Source organism: Nostoc sp. WHI (assembly GCF_015714725.1).
GTDB lineage: Bacteria > Cyanobacteriota > Cyanobacteriia > Cyanobacteriales > Nostocaceae > Nostoc.
Genome location: NZ_WBKM01000289.1, coordinates 40,869 through 63,481, shown reverse-complemented (window position 1 = coordinate 63,481; position 22,613 = coordinate 40,869). Strand labels below are relative to the sequence as shown.

General features: G+C 43.8%; 16 protein-coding genes and 1 pseudogene. 6 read left to right on the top strand and 11 right to left on the bottom strand.

Annotated features, from left to right (window positions below):
* Nucleotides 1-19: 19 nt before the first annotated feature.
* Nucleotides 20-2,185, bottom strand: a complete 2,166-nt coding sequence (locus F8S12_RS29545; protein ID WP_196519819.1) for a pentapeptide repeat-containing protein — start codon at nucleotides 2,183-2,185, stop codon at nucleotides 20-22.
* 55 nt (nucleotides 2,186-2,240) lie between these two features.
* Entirely contained in the window at nucleotides 2,241-2,582 is a 342-nt protein-coding gene (locus tag F8S12_RS29540; protein ID WP_196519818.1) for a hypothetical protein, read from the bottom strand.
* A 191-nt stretch (nucleotides 2,583-2,773) separates the two neighbouring features.
* Here F8S12_RS29540 and F8S12_RS29535 point away from each other — a divergent pair, with 191 nt between their 5' ends.
* On the top strand, nucleotides 2,774-2,974 hold the full coding sequence (locus tag F8S12_RS29535; protein ID WP_196519817.1) for a hypothetical protein: 201 nt from the start codon (nucleotides 2,774-2,776) through the stop codon (nucleotides 2,972-2,974).
* A gap of 116 nt (nucleotides 2,975-3,090) precedes the next feature.
* The gene (locus F8S12_RS29530) at nucleotides 3,091-3,522 is read left to right on the top strand and encodes a hypothetical protein (RefSeq protein ID WP_196519816.1); all 432 of its coding nucleotides are present in this window, start codon (nucleotides 3,091-3,093) and stop codon (nucleotides 3,520-3,522) included.
* Between the two features lie 63 nt (nucleotides 3,523-3,585).
* On the opposite strand, the gene F8S12_RS29525 is transcribed toward F8S12_RS29530, so the two are convergent.
* Nucleotides 3,586-3,957 (bottom strand): hypothetical protein, encoded by a 372-nt coding sequence (locus F8S12_RS29525; protein ID WP_196519815.1) that lies wholly within the window; start codon nucleotides 3,955-3,957, stop codon nucleotides 3,586-3,588.
* 7 nt (nucleotides 3,958-3,964) lie between these two features.
* Between F8S12_RS29525 and F8S12_RS29520 the strand changes: the two genes are divergently transcribed.
* Nucleotides 3,965-4,123 (top strand): hypothetical protein, encoded by a 159-nt coding sequence (locus tag F8S12_RS29520; RefSeq protein ID WP_196519814.1) that lies wholly within the window; start codon nucleotides 3,965-3,967, stop codon nucleotides 4,121-4,123.
* A 17-nt stretch (nucleotides 4,124-4,140) separates the two neighbouring features.
* On the opposite strand, the gene F8S12_RS29515 is transcribed toward F8S12_RS29520, so the two are convergent.
* The 5 genes from F8S12_RS29515 to petB form a co-directional block, all read right to left on the bottom strand.
* A complete protein-coding gene (locus tag F8S12_RS29515) occupies nucleotides 4,141-5,319 on the bottom strand; it encodes a glycosyltransferase (RefSeq protein ID WP_196519813.1) in 1,179 nt (392 codons plus the stop codon).
* Nucleotides 5,320-5,329: 10 nt separating this feature from the next.
* The gene (locus F8S12_RS29510) at nucleotides 5,330-6,343 is read right to left on the bottom strand and encodes a GDP-mannose 4,6-dehydratase (RefSeq protein ID WP_196519812.1); all 1,014 of its coding nucleotides are present in this window, start codon (nucleotides 6,341-6,343) and stop codon (nucleotides 5,330-5,332) included.
* A 395-nt stretch (nucleotides 6,344-6,738) separates the two neighbouring features.
* Nucleotides 6,739-7,182, bottom strand: coding sequence for an ATP-binding protein (locus tag F8S12_RS29505; protein ID WP_196519811.1), 444 nt, complete (start codon nucleotides 7,180-7,182; stop codon nucleotides 6,739-6,741).
* 363 nt (nucleotides 7,183-7,545) lie between these two features.
* Entirely contained in the window at nucleotides 7,546-8,028 is a 483-nt protein-coding gene (petD, locus tag F8S12_RS29500) for a cytochrome b6-f complex subunit IV (RefSeq protein ID WP_196519810.1), read from the bottom strand.
* Nucleotides 8,029-8,290: 262 nt separating this feature from the next.
* The gene (petB, locus tag F8S12_RS29495; protein WP_196519809.1) at nucleotides 8,291-8,938 is read right to left on the bottom strand and encodes a cytochrome b6; all 648 of its coding nucleotides are present in this window, start codon (nucleotides 8,936-8,938) and stop codon (nucleotides 8,291-8,293) included.
* A 547-nt stretch (nucleotides 8,939-9,485) separates the two neighbouring features.
* Between petB and ctpA the strand changes: the two genes are divergently transcribed.
* Together ctpA and F8S12_RS29485 are read left to right on the top strand one after the other, a co-directional pair.
* Nucleotides 9,486-10,730 carry a carboxyl-terminal processing protease CtpA gene (gene ctpA, locus F8S12_RS29490; protein WP_196519808.1) on the top strand — a complete coding sequence of 415 codons (1,245 nt, stop codon included), beginning with the start codon at nucleotides 9,486-9,488 and terminating at the stop codon, nucleotides 10,728-10,730.
* Between the two features lie 265 nt (nucleotides 10,731-10,995).
* Nucleotides 10,996-11,562 (top strand): Uma2 family endonuclease, encoded by a 567-nt coding sequence (locus tag F8S12_RS29485; protein WP_196519823.1) that lies wholly within the window; start codon nucleotides 10,996-10,998, stop codon nucleotides 11,560-11,562.
* Between the two features lie 30 nt (nucleotides 11,563-11,592).
* Here F8S12_RS29485 and F8S12_RS29480 read toward each other — a convergent pair whose 3' ends face one another.
* Nucleotides 11,593-12,294 carry a Uma2 family endonuclease gene (locus F8S12_RS29480; protein ID WP_196519807.1) on the bottom strand — a complete coding sequence of 234 codons (702 nt, stop codon included), beginning with the start codon at nucleotides 12,292-12,294 and terminating at the stop codon, nucleotides 11,593-11,595.
* Nucleotides 12,295-12,524: 230 nt separating this feature from the next.
* On the opposite strand from F8S12_RS29480, the gene F8S12_RS29475 reads away from it, so the two are divergent.
* Nucleotides 12,525-13,343: a Uma2 family endonuclease gene (locus F8S12_RS29475; protein ID WP_196519806.1), complete on the top strand. Its 819-nt coding sequence runs from the start codon at nucleotides 12,525-12,527 to the stop codon at nucleotides 13,341-13,343.
* On the opposite strand, the pseudogene F8S12_RS41130 reads toward F8S12_RS29475, so the two are convergent.
* Both F8S12_RS41130 and F8S12_RS29465 read right to left on the bottom strand, forming a co-directional pair.
* Nucleotides 13,340-14,602: pseudogene (locus tag F8S12_RS41130) on the bottom strand (PAS domain-containing sensor histidine kinase); the annotation flags it as partial. The gene F8S12_RS29475 and the pseudogene F8S12_RS41130 sit on opposite strands and share 4 nt — an antisense overlap.
* 1,210 nt (nucleotides 14,603-15,812) lie before the next feature.
* Nucleotides 15,813-22,562 carry an AAA family ATPase gene (locus F8S12_RS29465; RefSeq protein WP_196519805.1) on the bottom strand — a complete coding sequence of 2,250 codons (6,750 nt, stop codon included), beginning with the start codon at nucleotides 22,560-22,562 and terminating at the stop codon, nucleotides 15,813-15,815.
* Nucleotides 22,563-22,613 lie beyond the last annotated feature (51 nt).

Below are 22,613 nucleotides of genomic sequence, written 5' to 3'. Positions count from 1 at the left end.
CCCCTGCCCCCCTCTAATTCTACGGGCAATTAGGATGAATGCCTCCTTGAGTACAAATGTACGCTAATTGCTTGGGATCTAAATTTTTGGCTTTAGAAAAATCAACTCCTTGGACTACGGCAGATACGGAGCCTAAATCTGGGGTTTGGACAAATTGATCTGCTGGATCTTGTTTACTAGGGGCGAGAATTGCCCCCTTAAAATCTGCTCCTGCCACATTTGCCCCTCGTAAATCTGCAAGACTCAGGTCGGCATTTTGCAAGTTAACGTTTTCCATCTGGGCAGAACGCAAAACAGCACCAGTCAGACGAGTAGCGCCCAGGTTAGCATTGCTGAGATTAGCACGATCCAAATAAGCTCCTGATAAATCTGCCCCTTCCCAATCAGTGTTAGTTAAGTTGGCAAAGGATAATTGCGTTCCTATGGCAATGACACGACCCAATCTAGCGGCGTATAGATTGGCTTCATTCAAGTTCGCATCGCCTAAATCAGCCCCAGTCAAGCTGGCTTTTTCCAAAACTGCGTTTTGCAGATCAGCTCCTACTAATTGAGTGCTGTTGAGTTTCGCCTCAAATAAACGTGCGTTGGATAAGTTTGCTCTATTGAGAGTGGCGCGGCTCAAGTCGGTACGGTTCATCAAAACGCGACTGAGGTTAGCATCAGTAAGATTAGCTTGCTGCAACTGAGCTTGGCTTAAATCAGCGATCGCATCGTCGTAGGTATCCAAGCGTCCATCCTCACCCGCACCCCGGAAGCGGCTACCCTTAAAACTAGCTTGGTTAAGATTTGCAGATTTTAATTTAACTCCTGATAAATCAACGTTGTCTAGTACCAAGTTGAAAAAGGAACTTCCTGGAGTACCGCTTTGACCTAATTGTGTGCTATTAAGTTCAACGCCCTCGATTTTACCACTGTAAACAGAGAGAATCTTATTGATCGTCCTCTGGTTTCTTTGTAACCGCCCTTGCCGTAATTCCCGTTCTTGGGTTGCAGTGCTACTCACAGGCTCCAGTTCACCCACCAAAAACTGATTCTTATTTTTTAATTCTGGGATGGCTTTGGGGCCGACACTTGTCAAAGCTTGTTGAATCGTATCCAAAAGGCTGGAGTTGGTTTCGCTAACCAAGAGATCCGCTAGAAATTTGATGGACTGTGGGTCATTCAGACCACCCAGAGCCAAAATTGCAGTTTCACGCTCCTTATTAGTAGCCCCAGAGTTGGGACTCAATTGTTTGACAAGTTCGAGGAACTGTTGGCTGTTGATTTGATTGGTTGCTCGCTGGGATTGCTGAATTTGGATATAAACTTGAGTGCCTATTAAAGTTGCCAGCACAGCAGTCATGCTCGTCAGCCCTACCCCAAACAAAGTTAGATTGGGATTTTGCTGTATCCGCCGCCACACATTAGGCGGCTGGTTAGTTTGGGCTGCGTCAGACACACTACTTGCTGTAGGCATAGCTAATTCTTCATTTCCCTGCTGCCATTCTTCTGCTTGATCGTTACCGCCAGCAGGCTGAACTTGTTTGTTGTTAGCTAAGAGTGCGTCTATTGTATAAGTGCCTGCGAGTTGATCATGCAGTGCGCGACGCCCCCGGCGCGAGGGTAAGCCGATTCCTTCACCCAGAATCATTAACAAAGATAAAAATGTGAATAATCCTAAATTAGGAAAAGCAAAGCTGTAGCGCCACAGAAGATAAGCGATGGAAATGGGTACAGTCCAACGCCCAACTCCTTCTCTGATCACAACTGCCCCCAAACCGGGCGGCATCCCTTGCTCGTTGACAACTTGCACTTTTAACCAACGTTTAGGAATTGTGCTACCAGTCTTAGCTAGTAAATACAATTGCCACCACGAGAGAGTTACAGGCGCTAACAGAGCTACTGTCCACAAAATATTAGTCGGCCATGCTACGTTACGGATGCCATAGCTAACAGGCAAAGCCAATGGCCTAGCGATCGCTCTTTCCATTACTACCAGCACGGGGTTAAGCGGCACTCGGTTAAGATCGCTTCTAGTATTGGCATAGACACCAATGCCGAAGGGAATCAACCCACTGCTAACCACTAGTGTGATTTCAGCCGCCCAAGCCGCAAAACGCCTGCTTGCTAGCAGCAGCGAATTGGCTCTTTCCGGTTGTTTTGATTGACTAGATTGATTACTTCTTCTGACAATTGGTGTCGTCATTGCATAATTTCCTTTGACATTATTTATACACCGTTATCGGCACAATTCAAATAGACTACTTCTTACGTTGAAAGTTACTAGACACAAAAAATTTGTATCCAACATACACTAACGCTGCCAAAAGTGCCAGAGTGATTACAGATGCAATCAGTTTAAACACTGTTTGCAGCATCGCCAAGCCGAGTAGTACCGTCACACCCGAAACTACGAGCTTTTTTGTCCTAGATAGGCTGTTGAACCAAATCTGAAATCGCTCTAGTTGCAAGTTCAAGTTAGCAAAACCAAACTGAGGTGTTTGTTTTTGTTGTGGTTGGGGAACTACCTCAGGTGAGGAATTAATCTCTGCCTCTAGCTTGTCGAGGCGACGCTGCAAGTCTTCATCTCTTTGAGGATTCATCAATTTTTTCTCCCTCAGCTAAGTTACCTATTCAACAACAGACCAACCAAATTCTCTTTTTGGTGGTTGTCTTAGTGATTTTAGCTAATGTCTGTGTGCAAAACCTTTGTACACAGGGAAAATTTATGTTTTTTTCTTGTTGCTTTCCAGCCTACACTCCGCACCTAGAGAGTCGGTTCAGTAAATATAAGTTGACAAAAACTCAAGTATGTAAATTAGTGGAAAATGCCTATTTGGGGCTAAATACCTGGGTATGGTTTTTAGCGATGTCTACGATGGTCACTGAGCTTGCCGTACCACTTCCTACGGGACGCTACGCGAACGTGGAAGCAAGCTACGCGCAGCGTCTCCTAGAGAAGTGCGGACTACGCCTACGCACTATAAATCCTTAACTAAATGGTATTGGGTTATACGATAGCTTTTGGAACCAAGACGGATTACTGTCGTCAATCAAATCAGACTGTCTATAACAATATTGCTCTAAAAACAATCTGGAGCATTAATTAAAATGAAGACCCTTAGGCTACTGACAATTGTTCCTACAGCTTTAGCAATGAGTTTGATTCTCACTGAGGCTAATTTGGCACAAACACCAAAGATAGATATTAATCCGAATCTCCAACCAGATCCACTTATTTTAAAGGGAAAGTCTGGAGGAACTGTCAAAAGTAATTGCGGTAATATTACCTCTGTACCCAATCAAGTTATCGAGCTTACAGAGTCACTGCCTTACTTGCGACTAACAGTTGAAAGTCAAGGAAAGCCAACACTGTTGATCGATGGCCCTGGAGGGCGTTTCTGTGTATTAGCAGATACTTACTCTGGAGGCAAGCCAGAACTGTCTGGTTATTGGCAGGCAGGAAAATATTCGCTGCATGTGGGCGAATTATCCCAAAAAGAGTATAACTACACCCTCGCAATCTCGCAACAAAAAAAATAGTTCAGAGTCTAATGGCACTAGTCATTTGTCCTTTGCTAATGACTCATGACCAGTGACCCTTGACTAATCTTCCAGTGATTGGGATGGTACTTCCACAGCTTTAACATCAATTGTGCCTTCTGGTGTAAGGCGCTGAAAATGACTATTTTGGACTAACAGCGACTCACCACAGTTAGGACACTGCAACTGACTGTTATTTAAACCTGTAAATTCATATCCACAGACGGGACACTGATCAGCAATCAAGTTGCGTTGCAGCCACCAACGAAAGCCAAAGAAAGCCACAATCGGTGCCAACAACAGCAACCCGAAAATTATTAGCAATGAATTAACCAACCAACCCAAGCCTACTGATGCCAGCAACCAAACAACTGCTAGCAGGGTGAGCCAAGGGCGGAGATTTAAAAGATTCAATTGAAATGTCTTAAAGCTCATTTTTTAAATGTCATCCTGCTCTCCCTCTAGGATAGCGATTTTAGCAAAGAGTCAAGGAGAGCAGTTGGATGATGTTAGCGATCGCGCAGCGTGTCGTAGAGAAGCAGTAGTGAGTAATCGAGCAGCAAAAGTCTCCCGATTTGTGCAAACTGGCGTTCAAGGGTGAAGAAATATTGCTTTCAATTAATGGCTTAGGACTGAGGATAGAAGCATTTTTTGCAACCTCTTTTGAAAGGCATCCGTGCCAAACAAAGCGATCGCCTGTTCTCGCAACCACTGCCCATCACAGCGCTGGTCATTCCCTTGAAGCATTTCTATACAAGCTACTGCTACAGCATCAGCACTGCGGTGTGGTACTCGCCACCCTAGTTTACCATCTTGCAAGGGTTCGGCTGACCCATCATCATCACCGGATAATACAGGTACTCCACAAGCCATTGCCTCCAGATAGACAATGCCAAAGCCTTCTTGCGAGGGCATAATATAGGCATCAGCAAGGCGGTAATGTTCCATTAATTCTTCTGTGGCCACGAAACCAGCAAACACGACGCGATCGCTCACACCTAAATATGCAGCTAGTTTAGCTAATCGCGGTTGGTCATCACCGCGACCAATTACCAAATATTTTACTTCTGGGAAAACCTGAGCGATTTGTGGTAATGCCCGAATTGTTACATCTACGCCTTTGTAAATATCCCCTGACCACAGCCGCGCCACTGTCATTAACACCTTAGCACCAGTCAAGCTATACTTCTGGACTAATTCTGCCTGCTTGAAACCAGGAGTGAATTTATCTCCATCAATTGCACAAGGCATCATCTGGACTATTTTCGGATCTATACCATTAGCAACACAAGCGCGATCGCGGCTGTAGCGACTAATTGTCCAAATTTCAGCTGCTGATGTCAGGGCGCGACGTTCTTGGTTTTTGAGCGGTTCCCAGACTTCTTTACCGTAAGTTAGTACGGTGTAGGGAATACCCAACGGCTGGCAAAGAGTTTGTACTAATACTGCTAAGTTAATGTGACCGCAGAAAACTTGCTGCGGACGGTTTTGCAACAGACACTTAAGTAAAGCTGCTGCCATTTGTAATCTCCCTATATGGGGAGACTGATTTTTAAAGTAATGAAATTTTAAGTTCTCGTCTTCAAAAACATTTAATTTATCAGGACTATCTCGCAACAAAAAGACTTCCGCTTTATATGCTTGGCTCAATCCCAGATAGGCGCGAAAAATATCCTTTATATATGATTGAATACCACCTTCGTGAGCAAAAATTTCTAGAAACACGAAGACATGGTTAGTTTGTTTGTTAACTTTATCACCTAACTTTAGGCTTTCTGGCACTGTAGTGATATGCATATTGGGTTATTTATACTTGCGTTAAGGGGGCGATGCCTGCGGCAAGGACTTCATCCAACGCACCACTTTGTAACCGCTCTAAATCTGTTTTTACCATTTTTTCTAAAAGTTCCTCAAAGCTGACTTGGGGTTCCCAGCCGAGGTTTCTTTTGGCTTTACTGGGATTGGCAACTAATTGAAAATGCTCATCTTTTCGCAATAAATTAGTGTTTTGGGTTACATGAAATTTCCAATCTAATCCGACAGATTCAAAGGCTATAGCAACTAAATCTCTAACACTGTGTAACTTACCTGTGCCGATCACATATTCTTCTGGCTCATCTACTTGCAACATTCGCCACATTGCATCTACATAATCCCCAGCAAAGCCCCAATCGCGTTTGGCATCCAAGTTACCCATTTCTAAGGTGTCAGTTAAACCCAATTTAATTGATGCAGCTGCTAAAGAAACTTTGCGGGTGACAAACTGAGGCGGGCGGAGAGGAGACTCGTGGTTATATAGAATTCCACTACAGGCAAATAGTCCATAGTGCTGTCTGTGATGCACCATAGTCCAGTGGGCGTGCATCTTTGCCGCAGCATAGGGATTTTTGGGACGAAAAGAGGTTTCCTCGTCTTGAGGTGAAACAAGTACATCCCCAAACATTTCTGAACTGCTGGCTTGATAAAATCTGGTAGATAAACCAACCTTTCGTATTGCTTCCAAGAGTCTGGTAGCCGTACCAGTGATCAGATCCAAGGTTCCCAACGGATCATTCCAGGAATCGGGTACAAAACTGGGAGCCGCCAAATTATAAATTTCTTGGGGACGTAGTTGTTCAACTGCGGTCAAAAGCGCTAAATTATCCCTCAAGTCAACCGTAAAAATCTCTACCTGATTTGCCAGTGTTCCCAGTTTTGTCAAATTAGGTTGTCGATGCGGGGGTACTAATCCTACAACTCGGTACCCCCGATTGAGGAGCAAGTGGCTGAGATAGTAGCCATCTTGACCAGTAATTCCTGTAATTAGGGCTGTTTTAGTCATTTTTTGTCCCCTATCTCTTTAAGCACTAATTTGCACTTGTTGTAGAACAAAAATAAGACTCTCAACACTGCTGACAAATTTTAACAAAGTAACTACCAGAACTCGAATGCTATCTTTACTGCATTCACTAAATTTTTTTATACAAAAATACTTTTGAGCTTTTACGAAAAATTATCGTAACTAAGCAATTTCACTTAAGATACATCTTATCTCAATTCATATCTTCATTGAAATAAAGAGTATATCTTTTATTGTACTCTTATAGTCTACCCGGCGGGTACTGCTTGCCTATGGAATGTTCGGCAAACAAAGAACTCGTAGAGTAGCCGCAGAAGCTTCTACAGACTGATATCAAAATCCAAAATTGGGATCAGATTACCTTGACTATTTCACTTTTACTTTTGTGCTTCTATAGAGTATTTGACAATGAGCAGGCAATTTCTACCATCTGCACCACGTTCGTAGACAACGCGATCAGCCAAGCGCCGAAGGAGAAACCATCCATACCCGCCTACTTGCAGGGTACCTGGCTCTGGCTCTGCGATCGCATCAGGATTAAAAGGTTTTCCATAATCCCAAATTCTAATCTCTAGTCGGTCAATCCACAGATAAACGTTAATCTCAATGGTTGTTTCCGGCGGTAATGCGTGATGGGCGTGACGAACAGCGTTGGTAAAGCCTTCTGCTAATGCTAAATTGAGACGATCAAGTTGGGTTTTTGACCAGCCAAGTTGAGACAAATGTTGCAGACAAAATTGCTCAAACCATTCTTGTACCTGGTTTAGGAGCCTGAGTTCGCTCTTAACCGTCAGATGGTCTTGCTGCACGATACCAAGCATTGACTTTGACTTGAATATAGGTAAACCCAAGTTGCTAGTTATTAAATTCTGCGCTATTCGCAAAATTTCTCTGATATAGAAAAATCTAAATTGACATATTCTGTGTACCAAAATACAAAACATGAACGATTTTGGCATATCGAGGGTTATAACTAGCAACTTACTTACATTAAGTAAGTGAAAAATGTTTGTATTTGTTGATTTTTGGGGATTTTATATTTTGGAATAGCTTTTCAATCCCAAACTTCAAATCCAAAATGCAATCTGAACTATTAAAATTGACGCCTGTTAATTTCTTTCAAAAGCACATCTACAATATGCTCTTAAAAGTCACAGGCGTCAAAGCACTTTGTGGTAACTAATTTAAAATAGTCCCAAGGTCAAAGATTTATCCAATGGCAAGGCAGCACCAATACCCAGCCACAGGGTGATCAGGGTACCCAAGAGGAATACTGTGGTTGCAACTGGACGGCGGAAAGGGTTTTGGAACTTGTTGACGTTCTCAATAAAGGGAATGAGAATCAGCCCTACTGGTACGGAACCCATTGCTAACACTCCTAAAAGTTTGTTAGGTAGCGATCGCAAAATTTGGAAGACTGGATACAAGTACCACTCCGGCAAAATTTCCAATGGTGTGGCGAAAGGATTTGCTGGTTCACCGTTCATCGAGGGATCTAGTACAGCTAGAGCCACAATCGCAGCGAAGGAACCCATGATCACGATTGGAAACACGTAAAGTAAGTCATTAGGCCAAGCGGGTTCACCATAGTAGTTGTGACCCATGCCTTTAGCGAGTTTGGCTCTTAACTGAGGATCGCTCAGGTCAGGTTTTTTCTGTGTTGACATTTTGAAATATGCTCTCCTGCTTAAGTTAAATTAAAGCATTTGTGAAAGCTATTAGCTACCGGGCAACCCAGGCAGGCAGCAAGCAGCATTTTGTCTGTCTACGTTCAGCCGCCTGGAGGGTGTCTACAACTTTCAGCTTCAGATCCAAGTGTTTATTTTTTGTAACTTATGTACAATTAATTTTTTTGTGTTTCATAAGTTTAAAACAAACAACTTTATCTAAGAACTGACAAATGTTGCCTTTCACTAATAACTGAGATGATTACAAAGGGCCGGAAATGCCTTGCTTGCGGATCATCAAGAAGTGAAACAGCATGAAGACTGCTATCAACCAAGGCAGTACAAAGGTGTGTGCGCTGTAGTAACGAGTTAGTGTTGCTTGACCAACACTCGAACCGCCGCGTAGTAGGTCGGAGATCAGAACGCCAACCACGGGAATTGCTTCTGGTACACCGCTAACGATTTTCACAGCCCAGTAGCCAATTTGATCCCAAGGTAGGGAATAGCCGGTGACTCCAAAGGAGACGGTAATCACAGCCAGGATGACACCACTTATCCAGGTCAATTCGCGGGGCTTTTTGAAACCACCAGTCAAGTAAACCCGGAAGGTGTGCAAAATCATCATCAATACCATCATGCTGGCAGACCAGCGATGGATGGAGCGAATTAGCCAACCGAAGTTGACTTCATTCATGATGTACTGTACTGAGGTAAAAGCTTCAGCGACTGTTGGCCTGTAGTAGAACGTCATGGCAAATCCAGTGGCAAACTGGATGAGAAAGCAAACCAGGGTAATTCCACCCAGGCAGTAAAAGATGTTGACGTGGGGAGGGACGTACTTGCTAGTAACATCTTCAGCGAGCGCCTCAATTTCTAGGCGTTCCTCAAACCAGTCGTAAACGTTGGCCATACAATCTCAAGTTCCTAAAAGTCGGTTGCGGTTAATAAATCCCGAAGTTCTAAATTGGCGACCAAAATTCTGATAGTCCCAAGCCTTGGCATCCTGGGGGTTCGCCTTTAGGCTTTCCTGTGCCTCGTTAGCGATCGCGTCTTTGCAGGAGAAGTCGTTACCGAGGAGTAGGGTAGCAGCAAAATTGTCTACGGATTTTTCAGAAGCCGCCGCTCAGACTTCTCTCCCAATTAGCAATTTTGGGATTTTAGTAAAGGCGAGTTTTTTGTTTGCTTGTCAGATCTCAGCGTGCTAAGAGTCTTCAGAAACTTTACACTCTGTAAAGATGGAATATATTGCGATCTCTTTACGCCCCTGCACAGAAAATGGTGGACACAAAGTAGATTTTATCCTTTGGTGAGTGGCTACAACCCATCAGTTGACTGAACAACTTGATGAGAGGAATGCATCACTTCTATAAAAAAAGTAACATAATCGAGAGATAGATTTCATCAACAACATGACAATTGAGCATTTCTAAGCAATTTGGGTCGAGGTGGAATTGATAATGGGGTTCATGAATAAACAAGTCTTTCGGATTGGATTTTCATTGCTAATGGCGTTTTGGTTGGCGTTTGGTACGCTCACACAGCCTGCGGTGGCTTTGACATCGGAACAAAAGCTGGTTTCGGAAGTTTGGCGAATTGTTAATCGCACTTATCTAGATGAGACGTTTAATCATCAAAACTGGGCGGCAGTCCGGCAAAAGGTTCTGGAGAAGCCACTCACCGACTCAAATGCGAGTTATACGGCAATTGGGAAGATGCTCAAGAGCCTCGATGATCCTTTTACCCGCTTTTTAGATCCAGAACAGTACCGCAGCTTACAGGTCAATACTTCTGGGGAACTGACTGGGGTAGGATTGCAAATTGCCCTGAATCCTGAGACTGGGAAGTTGGAAGTAGTGGCTCCGATCGCCGGTTCACCAGCAGATAAAGCGGGGATTAGACCACGCGATCGCATTCTCAAAATTGAAGGCGTTTCGACAGAAAATCTTACCCTCGACGAAGCTGCAACCAAAATGCGGGGGACGAGTGGCAGCCTTGTGACTCTCCTCATCGAACGAGAGGGAGAGGCAGAAATGGAAATTAGACTGACACGCGATCGCATTGCTCTTAACCCTGTGGTATCAGATTTGCGTGTTTCCACTGAGGGTACACCCATTGGCTACCTTCGCCTGACTCAATTCAATGCCAACGCCTCAACTGAGTTGGCACACGCTATTTCTAGTCTAGAAAAAAAAGGCGCTGCTGCCTATATTCTCGATTTACGAAATAATCCTGGGGGGTTATTGCAAGCAGGAATTGAAATCGCCCGTCTATGGTTAGACTCCGGTACTATTGTATACACTGTTAACCGACAAGGTATTCAGGGTAGTTTTGAAGCCTTTGGGCCAGCCCTAACGAACGATCCTCTGGTGATTTTGGTGAATCAAGGAAGTGCCAGTGCTAGTGAGATTCTGGCTGGCGCACTCCAAGATAACCGTCGTGCCCAGTTGGTAGGCGAAACCACTTTTGGAAAAGGTCTAATTCAATCTTTATTTGAATTATCAGATGGTTCAGGCTTGGCAGTCACAATTGCTAAGTATGAAACTCCTCAACATCGGGATATTAACAAACTAGGCATTAAGCCGGATAAAGTGATTTCCCAAGCAGCCATTAACCGCGAACAGATTGGAACAGAGGCGGATTTACAATATCAAGCAGCAGTGGAACTTTTGGTTAAAAGCTCGGTGATGGCGGGAAAGACATGAAGAGTGCTGAGTAAAGAGTGCTGAGTGCTGAGTTGTGAGTAAAGAGTAAAGAGTAAAGAGTAAAGAGTTGTGAGTGGGGAATTTCACTTATTACTCAGCACTCACAACTGAGTGGGAATGAATTCCGCCTTCCTAGTTCGCACCAGAGCCGCAAGGACAAGCATTTCTTTGTTAATATTGGGAGTCTTCCGCCTACACCCTATCTCCATATAATGAAAATATAACTGCGATGTCTACGACGGGCTACGCCTACGCAGGCATATTAATGACTCACACCACCTCAAATCAGGTTCCTTGGACTAGTGCCGATTTGGAACTGTTTCCTGAGAGCGAATGGAAACGTTACGAAATCGTCGATGGAGAATTGTTTGTAACTCGCGCTCCACATCTAGGTCATCAAGATTCTGGTGGTCGTATTTATGCACGATTATTCTTTTGGTCGGAAGAAACCAACCTGGGTAAGCCTTTTTTTGCGCCGGGTGTGGTGTTCTCTGACATGGATGATGTGATTCCTGATGTAGTCTGGGTCAAGCAAGAACGCCTAGCTGCAATTGTCGATGAATCTGGACACTTTACTGCTGCACCTGATTTAGTTGTGGAAGTGCTTTCTTTAGGTAGCCAAAATGAACGCCGCGACCGCCAAGTGAAACTGCGGTTATATTCTCTCAAGGGTGTCCTGGAATATTGGATTGTTAACTGGCGACTCCAGCAGATTGAGGTCTATCGTCGGGATGCAGGGCGACTTAGCTTGGTAGGAACATTACTATCTGAGGATGAACTTACATCCCCATTATTACCTGGCTTCTGCTGTCAGGTTGCCCGTTTTTTTTAAGGTCATCAAGGTACTATCCAGCCTTTGAACTTATCCATTCGATTGGACTGCCTGGGCTAACTGCTGCACAAACGCTTGATGTTCGACAGAATTCACCCCTGCCTGCAATACAGTTAACACCTGTTGCATATCACCCGCCAGCAAGGCAGATTGATCTAACCATAATCCGGGAAAGATTTGACTTTGAATCACACCTGCCGCATCAGGGTGCAAATTTATATACTCTCCTGCTTCTAGGCGGAACCAATCGATGCGCTGCTCAAACACCTGCCACACGAGGTACTCCTGTATTCCATTCCGCCGATAAGCACGCTTTTTGTCACCCAGATCGACTGTGGCACTACTGGCGGCAATTTCTGCAACCAGTTCTGGCGCTCCTTCCACATAACCATCCTGGCTCAAGTGCGATCGTCCACTCGCCTGAGCATCAATCAATAACACCGCGTCAGGTTGGGGTTCATTGTCCAAGTCAAGGCGAACCGTTGGGTTATCACCAACACGCACTCCTGGGGTCATTGCCTGATAAACTCCTAGCCAGGTTATGACTCTAGCATGAGGTTCAGCATGGGGTTCAAAACGCAGTGGTGAAGCCATGTAAACAGTTCCTTCAATCAATTCGGCTTTTTTCAGCTTTGGCATGGCATTGTAGCGCCGCTCAAATTCAAAGCGGGTTAGGCGATCGCCGTTTTCTAACGGGGGAACTGTTAAACGCCAAAGCGAGGAACGAGACATAATTATGGCAGCGACAATTTACTTTTATCCTACAACACTGACAATGGTGGCTGAATCACTGAATTTTAGATTTTAAATTTTGGATTTTGGATTGTTGGCGGAGCGTGAGAATAAATCTAAAATCCAAAATTGTGTGACGGGCGATCGCCTATTTTACCAGCTGAGTCTCCTCTCCATTTATACTGAAACTATTGATTTTCTCAGTTTGCAAGTAACCCAAGGCGATCGCCATGACCGACCCCGCTACTCAACTGGATATTCCCCGTGCCTTTCCCGACCACACCCAGCTTCCAGAGTCAGATGGTACTTTTGTGAAAAATTTCCAGGAGCATCCCCAAAGTATTTTACTAACCGACTCTTTGGGATCGGTTTTGCAACTATTGCATCCCGATGGACAGTATTGCATTGGACAAGATAGCGGGATTTATTGGCGCGAAACCGATCCACCGGAGAAGGGTGCAGAAGCACCCGATTGGTTTTATGTGGGGGGCGTACCAGCGCAATTAGATGGGAAGTATCGCCGCTCCTACGTGCTGTGGCGCGAACTAATCACCCCGACGATTGTGTTGGAATTTGCATCGGGCGATGGATCGCAGGAGCGCGATCAAACCCCCTTCAAGGGGAAATTTTGGGTGTATGAGCGGGTGATGCGCGTTCCCTACTATGGCATCTATGAAATCATTAGCGGCAAGTTAGAGGTTTATCACCTTCTGGATATTACTTATCAGAAACTTACCCCCAATGAACGCGGACACTATCCAATTTTGCCGATGCAGGTTGAGTTAGGTCTGTGGCAAGGTAGCTATCAAAATCAAGAAATGCTGTGGCTGCGATGGTGGGATTTGTCGGGAAATCTGCTGCTAATTGGCAACGAGCAGGTGGTTTTGGAACGCCAACGGGCAGACCAAGAACACCAACGGGCAGACCAAGAACACCAACGGGCAGACCAAGAACACCAACGGGCAGACCAAGAACGTCAACGAGCAGAAGCGGCTGAACGGGAATTGGCTCACCTGCGATCGCTCTTGCAAGCTCAAGATCCTTCCTAAGCTATCTGATGGATGGGAAGTTGAATAGTAAATTCTGTCCCCTGCGCCAAGGTAGAATCAACGGCGATCGCACCGCCATGTTTTTCGACAATAATTTGACGAGCGATCGCAAGTCCTAATCCGGTACCGTTACCCACAGCTTTCGTCGTAAATAAATGGTCAAATATCTTTTGTTTTATCTCTTCAGTCATCCCCTTGCCATTATCAGTAATGGTAATTTTTACACCTTCATTTTCTACTGATGTTTTAATTGTTATGCGGTTGGGATTAATCTGAATTTCCTCAAAACTCCGATTTGCATTTGATTCATCCAAGGCATCAATGGCATTTGCTAAGATATTCATAAAAACTTGATTTAATTGTCCCGGAAAACACTCAATCTGAGGTAAAGAACTGTACTCAGTTATCACTTCAATGTCTGGACGTTGCTTGTTAGCCTTGAGACGATGTTTCAAAATTAAAATCGTGCTATCAATGCCTTGGTGGATATCAAACGGCACTTTGTAATCTTGATCGGCACGGGAGAAAGTTCGTAAACTGGTACTGATATTTTTCAGGCGATCGCACGCCATAGTCATGGAATCAACCATCTTGGGCAAGTCTTCTAAGCTATAATCTAGGTCGATTTCTTCAGCATGATTTTTGATTTCATCACTCGCACTGGGCAGGCTTTCTTGATAAAGTTTTAAGTGTTCAACAATATCAGCAATAATAGGTTTAGCTTGTTTGAGACTGGCAGCAATAAAGCCTAAAGGATTATTCATTTCATGGGCAATGCCAGCCACTAAATTACCCAAAGCCGACATCTTTTCGTTTTGGATAAGTTGTAGTTGTGAGGCTTGCAATTCCATCTCGGTGGCTTTGCGATAGCTGATATCCTGCACAGAACCTTCGTAATAAATTAACTCTCCTGCTTGGTTATAGACTGAATGGGAGTTTTCTAATATCCAGATTGTGCTTCCATCTTGCCGATAGACCTCTGATTCAAATCCAATTACTTGACCATGCAGATTCTTATAGCGAGTCAGCTCATCACAGCGGCGGTCATTAACATAAAGTTGTCGTTCATTATTAGTAAAAGCATTAATTAATTCTTGCGGTGAATCATAGCCGTACATCTTAGCTAGGGCAGGATTAACGCTGATAAATTTGCCATCGGGAGTAGTTTGGAAGATTCCTTCAATAGAGTTTTCAAAAATGCTCCGGTATTTGGTTTCAGCCTCACGACTAGAGTTGATCGCCTCGACTAAAGCAATGGCGATTTTATTAAAAGATTCCACCACCTGGCTCAGTTCATCTCGATTCTCTAATGCGAGCATTTCTAAGGTTCCTGATTTACCATTAGTCATACGTTTGGCAGCAAGGGTAAGGTTATACACCGTCTGCATTACAGCTAAATAAAAGCCGATAAAAAGATAAGTGACTATGGACAAAGTTAGCAATACAAATACACAAACAAACTGCTGTTTTTGGGTGAGTTGGTTGATGCGTTGCTTGAGAATTAAATCTAGCTCCGTCATGACTCGATCTGACAACAATAAACTGGAGTCTAAGTTATTTTGGGCTAAAGAGGGATTAGGAAATACTTCTTGATTGGTTTGATTCAGTTGGTCTAACTGGTTGGTTTGTTGTTTAATATTTTGGATATATTCTTCTAGAAACTTAGATAGCTTAGGTTGTAAGTTACCCAAAGGATTATTCTTAAAGCCAATATTCATATTTCTAGATAAGCTGTGGCTCTCCTCTTTTAGAAGTGCCGAAAGTTCAATCAATTTTCGCCTTTCTTCGGGGTTAATTTTTTTGCGTTTATTGATTATCATCGTCAAAGATTGAATCTCTGCTAGGATTTTCTGCATAGTAGGAAGTTTTAGCAAACTACTATCCATCATGTAATAGCTATCTAAGTCTGGGTCAAGGATTAAGTTCGATGTATCGCCTACATGAAGTCTCAACTTCTCTGTACTATTAATTATTTGACTGTAGATAAATGAGTTTTGATTATTGTTCTTTGTACTAAGAGTTTTAAAATACTCTTTGATCAAAGTAAAATTTTCTGTGGAGTGAAGTTTATTCCCGAACTGTCGATCTTTATTTTCTATGGTTTCCAAAGCTTGATTAAGTTGAGTAAAATCATAATTATTGTTTCCTACTTCACTAGATATTTGCCCCCGTAATGTATGCTCCCATAATCGAGTGGCTGACTGCAAATACAAATTCCCTATGATTTCTTGTTTGGCAAAATCAATCCGACTACCAATTTCTGTGATTAATAAGTACATCATTAGAATCGTAGGCATAGAAAAAACTATGCTAATCAGCAAGAATTTTTGCGGATATCTTAGACGATTCATTAAGGCGATCGCAGGCTTAAGTAAAGACACTTACAATCCTCTGACACTAGTAGTTGATAATGCTCGTTCCTTTGTCCAATCTCCTCAGCCACTTCAGCTAGACTTTTCAAACATCCTCTTATGTCTTGATAGGCAACAGGATTATAAACTCAGTACCTTGGCCAAGTTGAGAATTCACCTCGATCGCCCCGCTATGTTTTTCGACAATAATTTGACGAGCGATCGCAAGTCCTAAACCTGTACCGTTCCCCACAGCTTTCGTCGTAAATAAATGGTCAAATATCTTTTGTTTTATCTCTTCAGTCATCCCCTTACCATTGTCAGTAATGGTAACTTTTACACGTTCATTTTCTAGTGATGTTTTGATTGTTATGAGGTTAGGATTAATCTGAATTTCTTCAAAACTCCGACTTGTATTTGATTCATCCAATGCATCAATGGCATTTGCTAAAATATTCATGAATACTTGATTTAATTGTCCAGGAAAACACTCAACTTGAGGTAAAGTGCTGTATTCAGTTATCACTTCAATGGCTGGACGCTTTTCATTGGGCTTGAGCCGATGTTTCAAAATCAAAATCGTGCTATCAATACCTTGGTGGATATTAAACGGCACTTTGTAATCTTGATCGGCACGGGAGAAAGTTCGTAAACTGGTGCTGATATTTTTCAGGCGATCGCACGCCATAGTCATGGAATCAATCATCTTGGGCAAGTCTTCTAAGCTATAATCTAAGTCGATTTCTTCAGCATGATCTTTGATTTCATCACTTTGATTGGGCAAGCTTTCTTGATAGAGTTTTAAGTGTTCAACAATATCAGCGATCGTAGGTTTAGCTTGTTTGAGACTGGCGGCAATAAAACCGAGGGGATTATTCATTTCGTGAGCCACACCAGCAACTAAGTTGCCCAGGGCTGACATTTTTTCACTTTGGACAATTTGTAATTGGACGTGTTGTAAATCGTTCAATGCTTGTTGCAAATCTTGCGATTTTTGCTGCAAGGCAAGTTCTGCTTGTTTGCGTAAGCGAAGTTCCTCGTAGACATCGGTGATGTCACTATTAATTTCGAGCATCGTTAGGGGCTGACCTGCTTCATCGCGTTGTAGTGTCCAGCGACTTGATACAACCACTTGCTTGCCATCACGATTAATATGCAGCAATTCTCCCTCCCAACTGCCTGTCTGAAAAAACTCTGCGAAAATTTCTTCTAACGGCTTTGGAAAAGTGGTACTGAGAAAGGTGTGGATATATTGACCCAAAACTTCTGGCTTAGTCCAGCCATAGAGCCTTTGGGCGCCTTGATTCCAGTAAGAAATTTTGTCCTCCATGTTGCGAATGATGATGGCATCGCTAGCAAGATCGAGCATTTCCATCTGCTGGACTAGCTTTTGTTGTGCTTGCTGGCGTTCCACTTCAATGGGTTTGCGATCGCTAATATCTCGCATCACAGCTACCGCACCGACTTTATTGCCCGAAGGATCGATAATTGCTTGTCCACTGGCTAACAAAATTCTCTTAGAACCATGCTTCGGCGCAATTACCATTTCTGCATTTTCGACTATTTCCCCTTGCAAGGCGCGAAACAAGGGAATTTCCTTTGTTGATAAGAGTGTTTGACCATCAGGTTGATAAAGATCGAAGTATTCGGCCCATTGTTCTGCTGGTAATGATTCTACTGGTAAGCCATGAAACTCACGAGTTGCGTTATTGAATAAGGTCAATTTGCCACTAGCATCACAAACAACAATCCCATCTGTAATATTGTGAATAATAGCATTCAAAAACTCTCGTTCTTTGGCTAGGGATGCTTCGGCCTGTTTGCGTAAGCGAAGCTCCTCGTAGACATCGCTAATATCAATCATCACCCCATCCCAGAGGATTGCGCCATCTGCTTGTCGCTCTGGACGAGCAGCACATTGAACCCATTTCAGGGTTCCTGAAGGCAGGATAATCCGCCATTCATGCTTAAACGGTGTCAGAGTTTGGGCAGAGTAGGCGATCGCTTGGGCAATAGCTGTTTGATCGTCAGGGTGATTCATGGTGTGAAGATTATGCGTTCCTGCCATCACCAACTCTGGCTCTAACTCATACAAGTCGAAACAGCCAGAGCTAACGTAGAGTATTGAAGTTGAACCGTCGGCCGCCAGACGGAATTGGTAAACCATACCAGGAATATTATTCGTCAAATTTTGGAAGCGGATTTCACTAGCCTGCAATTTTCCTAGAGATTGGGTTAACTGTTGAGCATAGTTTTGGGAATTTCGATAAAGTCGGGCATTTTCCAGAGAAATTGCAGCTTGAGCACAAAGTAAGTTCAGCAGTTCGACGCGATCGCTGGTAAATGCTCCGGTTGCTGAATTATTTTCCAGATACAAAATGCCAAGCAACTTACCCTGATGTAAAATCGGGCTGCACAAGATACTCTTGGGCTGCTGTTGCTGAATATACGGGTCATTGATTAATTGAAGACACACCGTAGCATCAGTAATCACTGCTGGTTGTAAGCTGCGTTTGACGGTATTAATTAAGCTAACTGGCACATCAACAGAGTCTTCAACAGGCTTTGGGTCGAGCAACATTGAGTAAAAATCGATATGGGCAATTCCCTTGTCCTGTAGAGATATGACACCAAGGGAAAGCTGTGCTAGCGCCTGAACTAGCAAACGACCTGACTCCAAAAGCATGAATACACACTTATCTGCTCCCGCATTTTCAATGACGATATGCAGCAATACCGAGAGCAGTTTTTCCAGTTCCATTTCCCCAGAAAGGCTTTGGGAAGCTTTGAGAATGGTAGCTAAATCTAAAGCAACAGAGACGCTGCTACTGCTGGAATTGGCGGAACTGGTAGAGGTGACACTCTCCAATGTGAAGAAAGTTTTGTTACTTGAGAGGGGAGAACGGGTTTGCTGGAAGAGGGGGGCGAGGAGTTGGGGATAACGGGTTTCCACATCGGTAATTTTGGCTTTAGCGCCCCAACGACCATAGCTATAGTAGGCTTGAGTCATGTATAACTGAGCAATCGGCTCTTTGCCCCAATCAAGGTAAAATTTGGCAGCTAGTTCATTGGCAAGTGCTTCTTCGTTGATGAACTGATGTTCTTTAGCAAGAGTTATGGCTCGGTCATAACACTCAATGGCTGCGATTTTTTCATCCAAAACTCGATAACGTTCAGCTTCTACTAGATACCATTTATGCAAATGATTCATCGGGGCATTTTGCGCCCATTGATGCAGAATAGTTTGATGGGTGACGGCTTGGGCAAGTATTTGGGCTTGATCGGGTTCTGGCTGTGTGGGGAAGAGTGCCAGGTATGTGAGTGCGGCATAAAAATGGAAAATGACAACAGAAGTTAATCCCGATAATGCCATTAAATACGGCTTGATTTGGTCAATATAATTGCTCGCAATTGAGTAATTGCCCCATAAGTAAGCTAGTAGCAGTTTGTTAATGTACGTCATAGCGATCGCACTGAGTTCATGATCCTGATAGTGCTTAGGCATCATCACCGTTTCATCGTAGGCACTACCGATTAAGCAATCCGGTTGACTCACAGTTTCCCTCAAATTTTTGACTGTTTGCCGCGTCATGTCCAAATAAATCTGAGGAGAAGATTGTTTCACTTGAGCCAAGGCGATGCTGTAAGCTGCTAGTTCGGATTCGCAAATGTCCAGTTCTACCCCACCAAACAATCTCAGATTGTTATAAGCCACGATGTTGTAACCAGCGTTGAGAAAATCGCCAGTTTCCATACCAGTGGTGTAGCTATCTTTCATAGTTAGTGTAGTTACGAAGAAAGCTTCCCGGCGATGCTGAATAAAACTCCCAAACAAATGTAGAGTCATGGACTTATATTCTGGTAAGTTGAACCGCTCCAGTAAGTTCAGCGCCAATTTACCAAAATCGTAGCCTGTTTCAATTTCTCCCAAAATAGCACACAGCACCAATCCATGAATCGCATACCCCACCGTCGATGTTGATGTATTGCCAAACTGGAGCGACAAACTCACCATCTTTGAGCTAAGGAGGGGCAATAAACCCGGTATTCCTACAAAAACTGCTGAAAACAAATTTCCTAATAGTTGCATTGCTGCTACTGATGTGGGATTAGTCATCACTGGCAGATCAACTAATTCCACAATCTGTCTACCCTGGAGTTGGCTGGTAATGGCTTGTAGGGCTTTATCAATCTCGGCTGGATCAGGTTCGCTAGGAAATTGCACTCCCAATTGTAAAAGTGCATCTGTTGCGATTGCGATCGCCTGTAGCATTCGGCTCTGAGCCGTTTGTGCTACAATTTGAATTTCGTAGATTTTCACTTTATCGAAAATCGTCCGTGCCTCTTGCAGCACCACAGATGCTATCTGTTCCATGCCATCAAAGTCAGCATTTAAATAGGCAACTTCAGCAGCCGTAACATACAGATTCAGAGTCAATTCATACTGATCAAGCCAGCAGTTTGTCTGTAGTAACTCGAACCCTGTTTGCAAATAAACCTTTGCTGCGGCGTAAGCTGTAGAATTTCTCGCTTTCACTCCAGCTTTCAAATTCAGTTGAGCTAATGCTTGGCGTTCGCTTGGTTGAGTAATTAACTCTTGTCCTAAATTCAAATGCCCGACAATATCAAACAGTTTTTCCTCTTGCTTGATCTCGGAAAAATTTTGTCGGAGTAAATGTCCAATTTGGAGATGAGTTGCTGTTTTTTGCTCATCGGGAATCAGGGAATAAGCCGCTTGCTGTACTCTGTCATGTAGAAATCTATATTTGGCTATTTGTTTACTGATATTCTCATATTCCAACACAAGTTTATTATTATCTTCTTCCTGATAAAACTTATAAACATCACTAATCGGTAAAATTAACCCTTCTTGTAAAGCTTTCCATAAATCAGCAGCCGTTTCTACCTCTGACTGTTCCCAGACGATCGCCAACGTCCCCAAATCAAATTGATTACCGATACATGCAGCCAGTTTGAGTACTTTTTGGGTCTCGGTGGGCAACTTTTGCAGTTGAATTGCCATGAACTCTACGACATCATTAGTGAGAGCGATCGCTCTGGCTTGCTCTATATCACAATGCCAAAAACCTGCCTCCCAATCAAAGGTAATCAGCCCATCCTCGTGCAGCGCTTTCAGAAACTGAGTCGTGAAAAAGGGATTGCCTTTGGCTTTTTGATAAACCAACTCTGTCAACGGCAGTGCCTCTTTTGTTGTATAACTGAGGGAGTCGGCGATCAAATGGTTCACATCTGCTTGACTCAAGGCCGTTAGGGTCAGCGTGTTGACGCTCTCGTGTGCTTGTTCAATTTCAGCTAGCGTCAACATGAGAGGATGAGCCGCAAACACCTCGTTATCGCGGTATGCACCAATAATGAATAGATAACCCCGTGGCTGGCCGCCGTAGCCATCGTTTTGATCCATTAACAGCTCCAGCAAATTCAGCGATGCCGAATCTGCCCACTGCAAGTCATCGAGAAACATTACTAATGGATGTTCTCTTGTCGCAAAGACTTGAATGAATTTTTGAAACAGCAGATGGAAACGGTTCTGTGCCGCACTACCCGATAATTCGGCGATCGCTGGCTGTTTGCCGATTATCTGCTCCAGTTCAGGAATCACCTCGATCAGGACTTGCCCGTTCTCTCCAACTGCCGCTAAAATCTTGTTCTGCCATTGCTCCAGTTGGGTATCGTTTTCACTGAGCAACTGTCCCATCAGGTCACGAAAGGCTTGCACAAAGGCAGACAAAGGAATGTTGCGGTTGAACTGGTCGTACTTGCCTTTAATGAAGTAGCCGTTCCACCGGGCAATTAGCTTATGCACTTCATTGACGACTGCGGTTTTGCCAATGCCAGAGAAACCTGCTACCAGCATCAGTTCACAGCCACCATTGGCAACATGACCAAATGCCTCTAATAACATCTGCACTTCCGATTCGCGTCCGTAGAGTTTTTCTCTGATCAGAAAGCGATCGCTGATATCCCTCTGTCCCAAGTCAAACCAGGTGTGCTTGCCTGTTTCTCGCCACTGGTCTAGGCAGGTAACAAGGTCATGTTTCAGCCCCAGCGCACTCTGATAGCGGTCTTCGGCGTTCTTCGCCATCAGTTTGCGGACAATCTCGCCCAGCATCAAGGGTAAATCGGGGTTGAAATCGCAGACGAGGGGGGGAAGCTTTGCAATATGGCAATGCACCAACTCCATTGGGTTATGGGACTCAAAGGGCAGTTGCCCGCTCAGTAGTTCAAAGAAAGTCACACCTAATGAATAAAAGTCGCTGCGGTAGTCAATGCCCCGGTTCATCCGTCCGGTTTGCTCTGGCGACAAATACGCTAGCGTTCCCTCCAGTCTGTTGGGACTTTGGATCTCCTGGGTTTCTCGTGGTAGAAGTGAAGCAATACTAAAGTCAATCAGCTTGATTTGTTTGGTGTCAGGGTGAATCAAGATGTTGGCTGGCTTGATGTCTTTGTGAATGACGCGCTGTTTATGTAACTGTTGTAGCGTGTCTATCAGTTGTAGGGCAATGCCCAGGAATTGCTCTAAGGTTAATGGTCGTCCTTGGGTAAATTCCCGCAAAGAAATACCACCAAAGTCTTCCATCACTAGGGCATAGCCGTTGTGATCGGATTCTAAGCTGTAGGGCTTGATAATGCGGGGAATGTCTAGGTTTTTAGCGATCGCATATTGGTTGCGAAACTGTACTAGTTCACTGAAGGTAGGGTATTCTCGTTTTAAAAGCTTGATTACAACTGGAAGGCGATCGCATTCTCGAACTGCTCGATACACGAGTGTCCGAGAACCTGAATAAAGTTGCTCTATAATTTTATAGCCAGCCATTCTTAAAGTTCCATCAACATTTTTTACGCTCATAAATTTTTCCGAGAATTACTGTGTACTACAGTTAGAATTCCCAGGAAAATA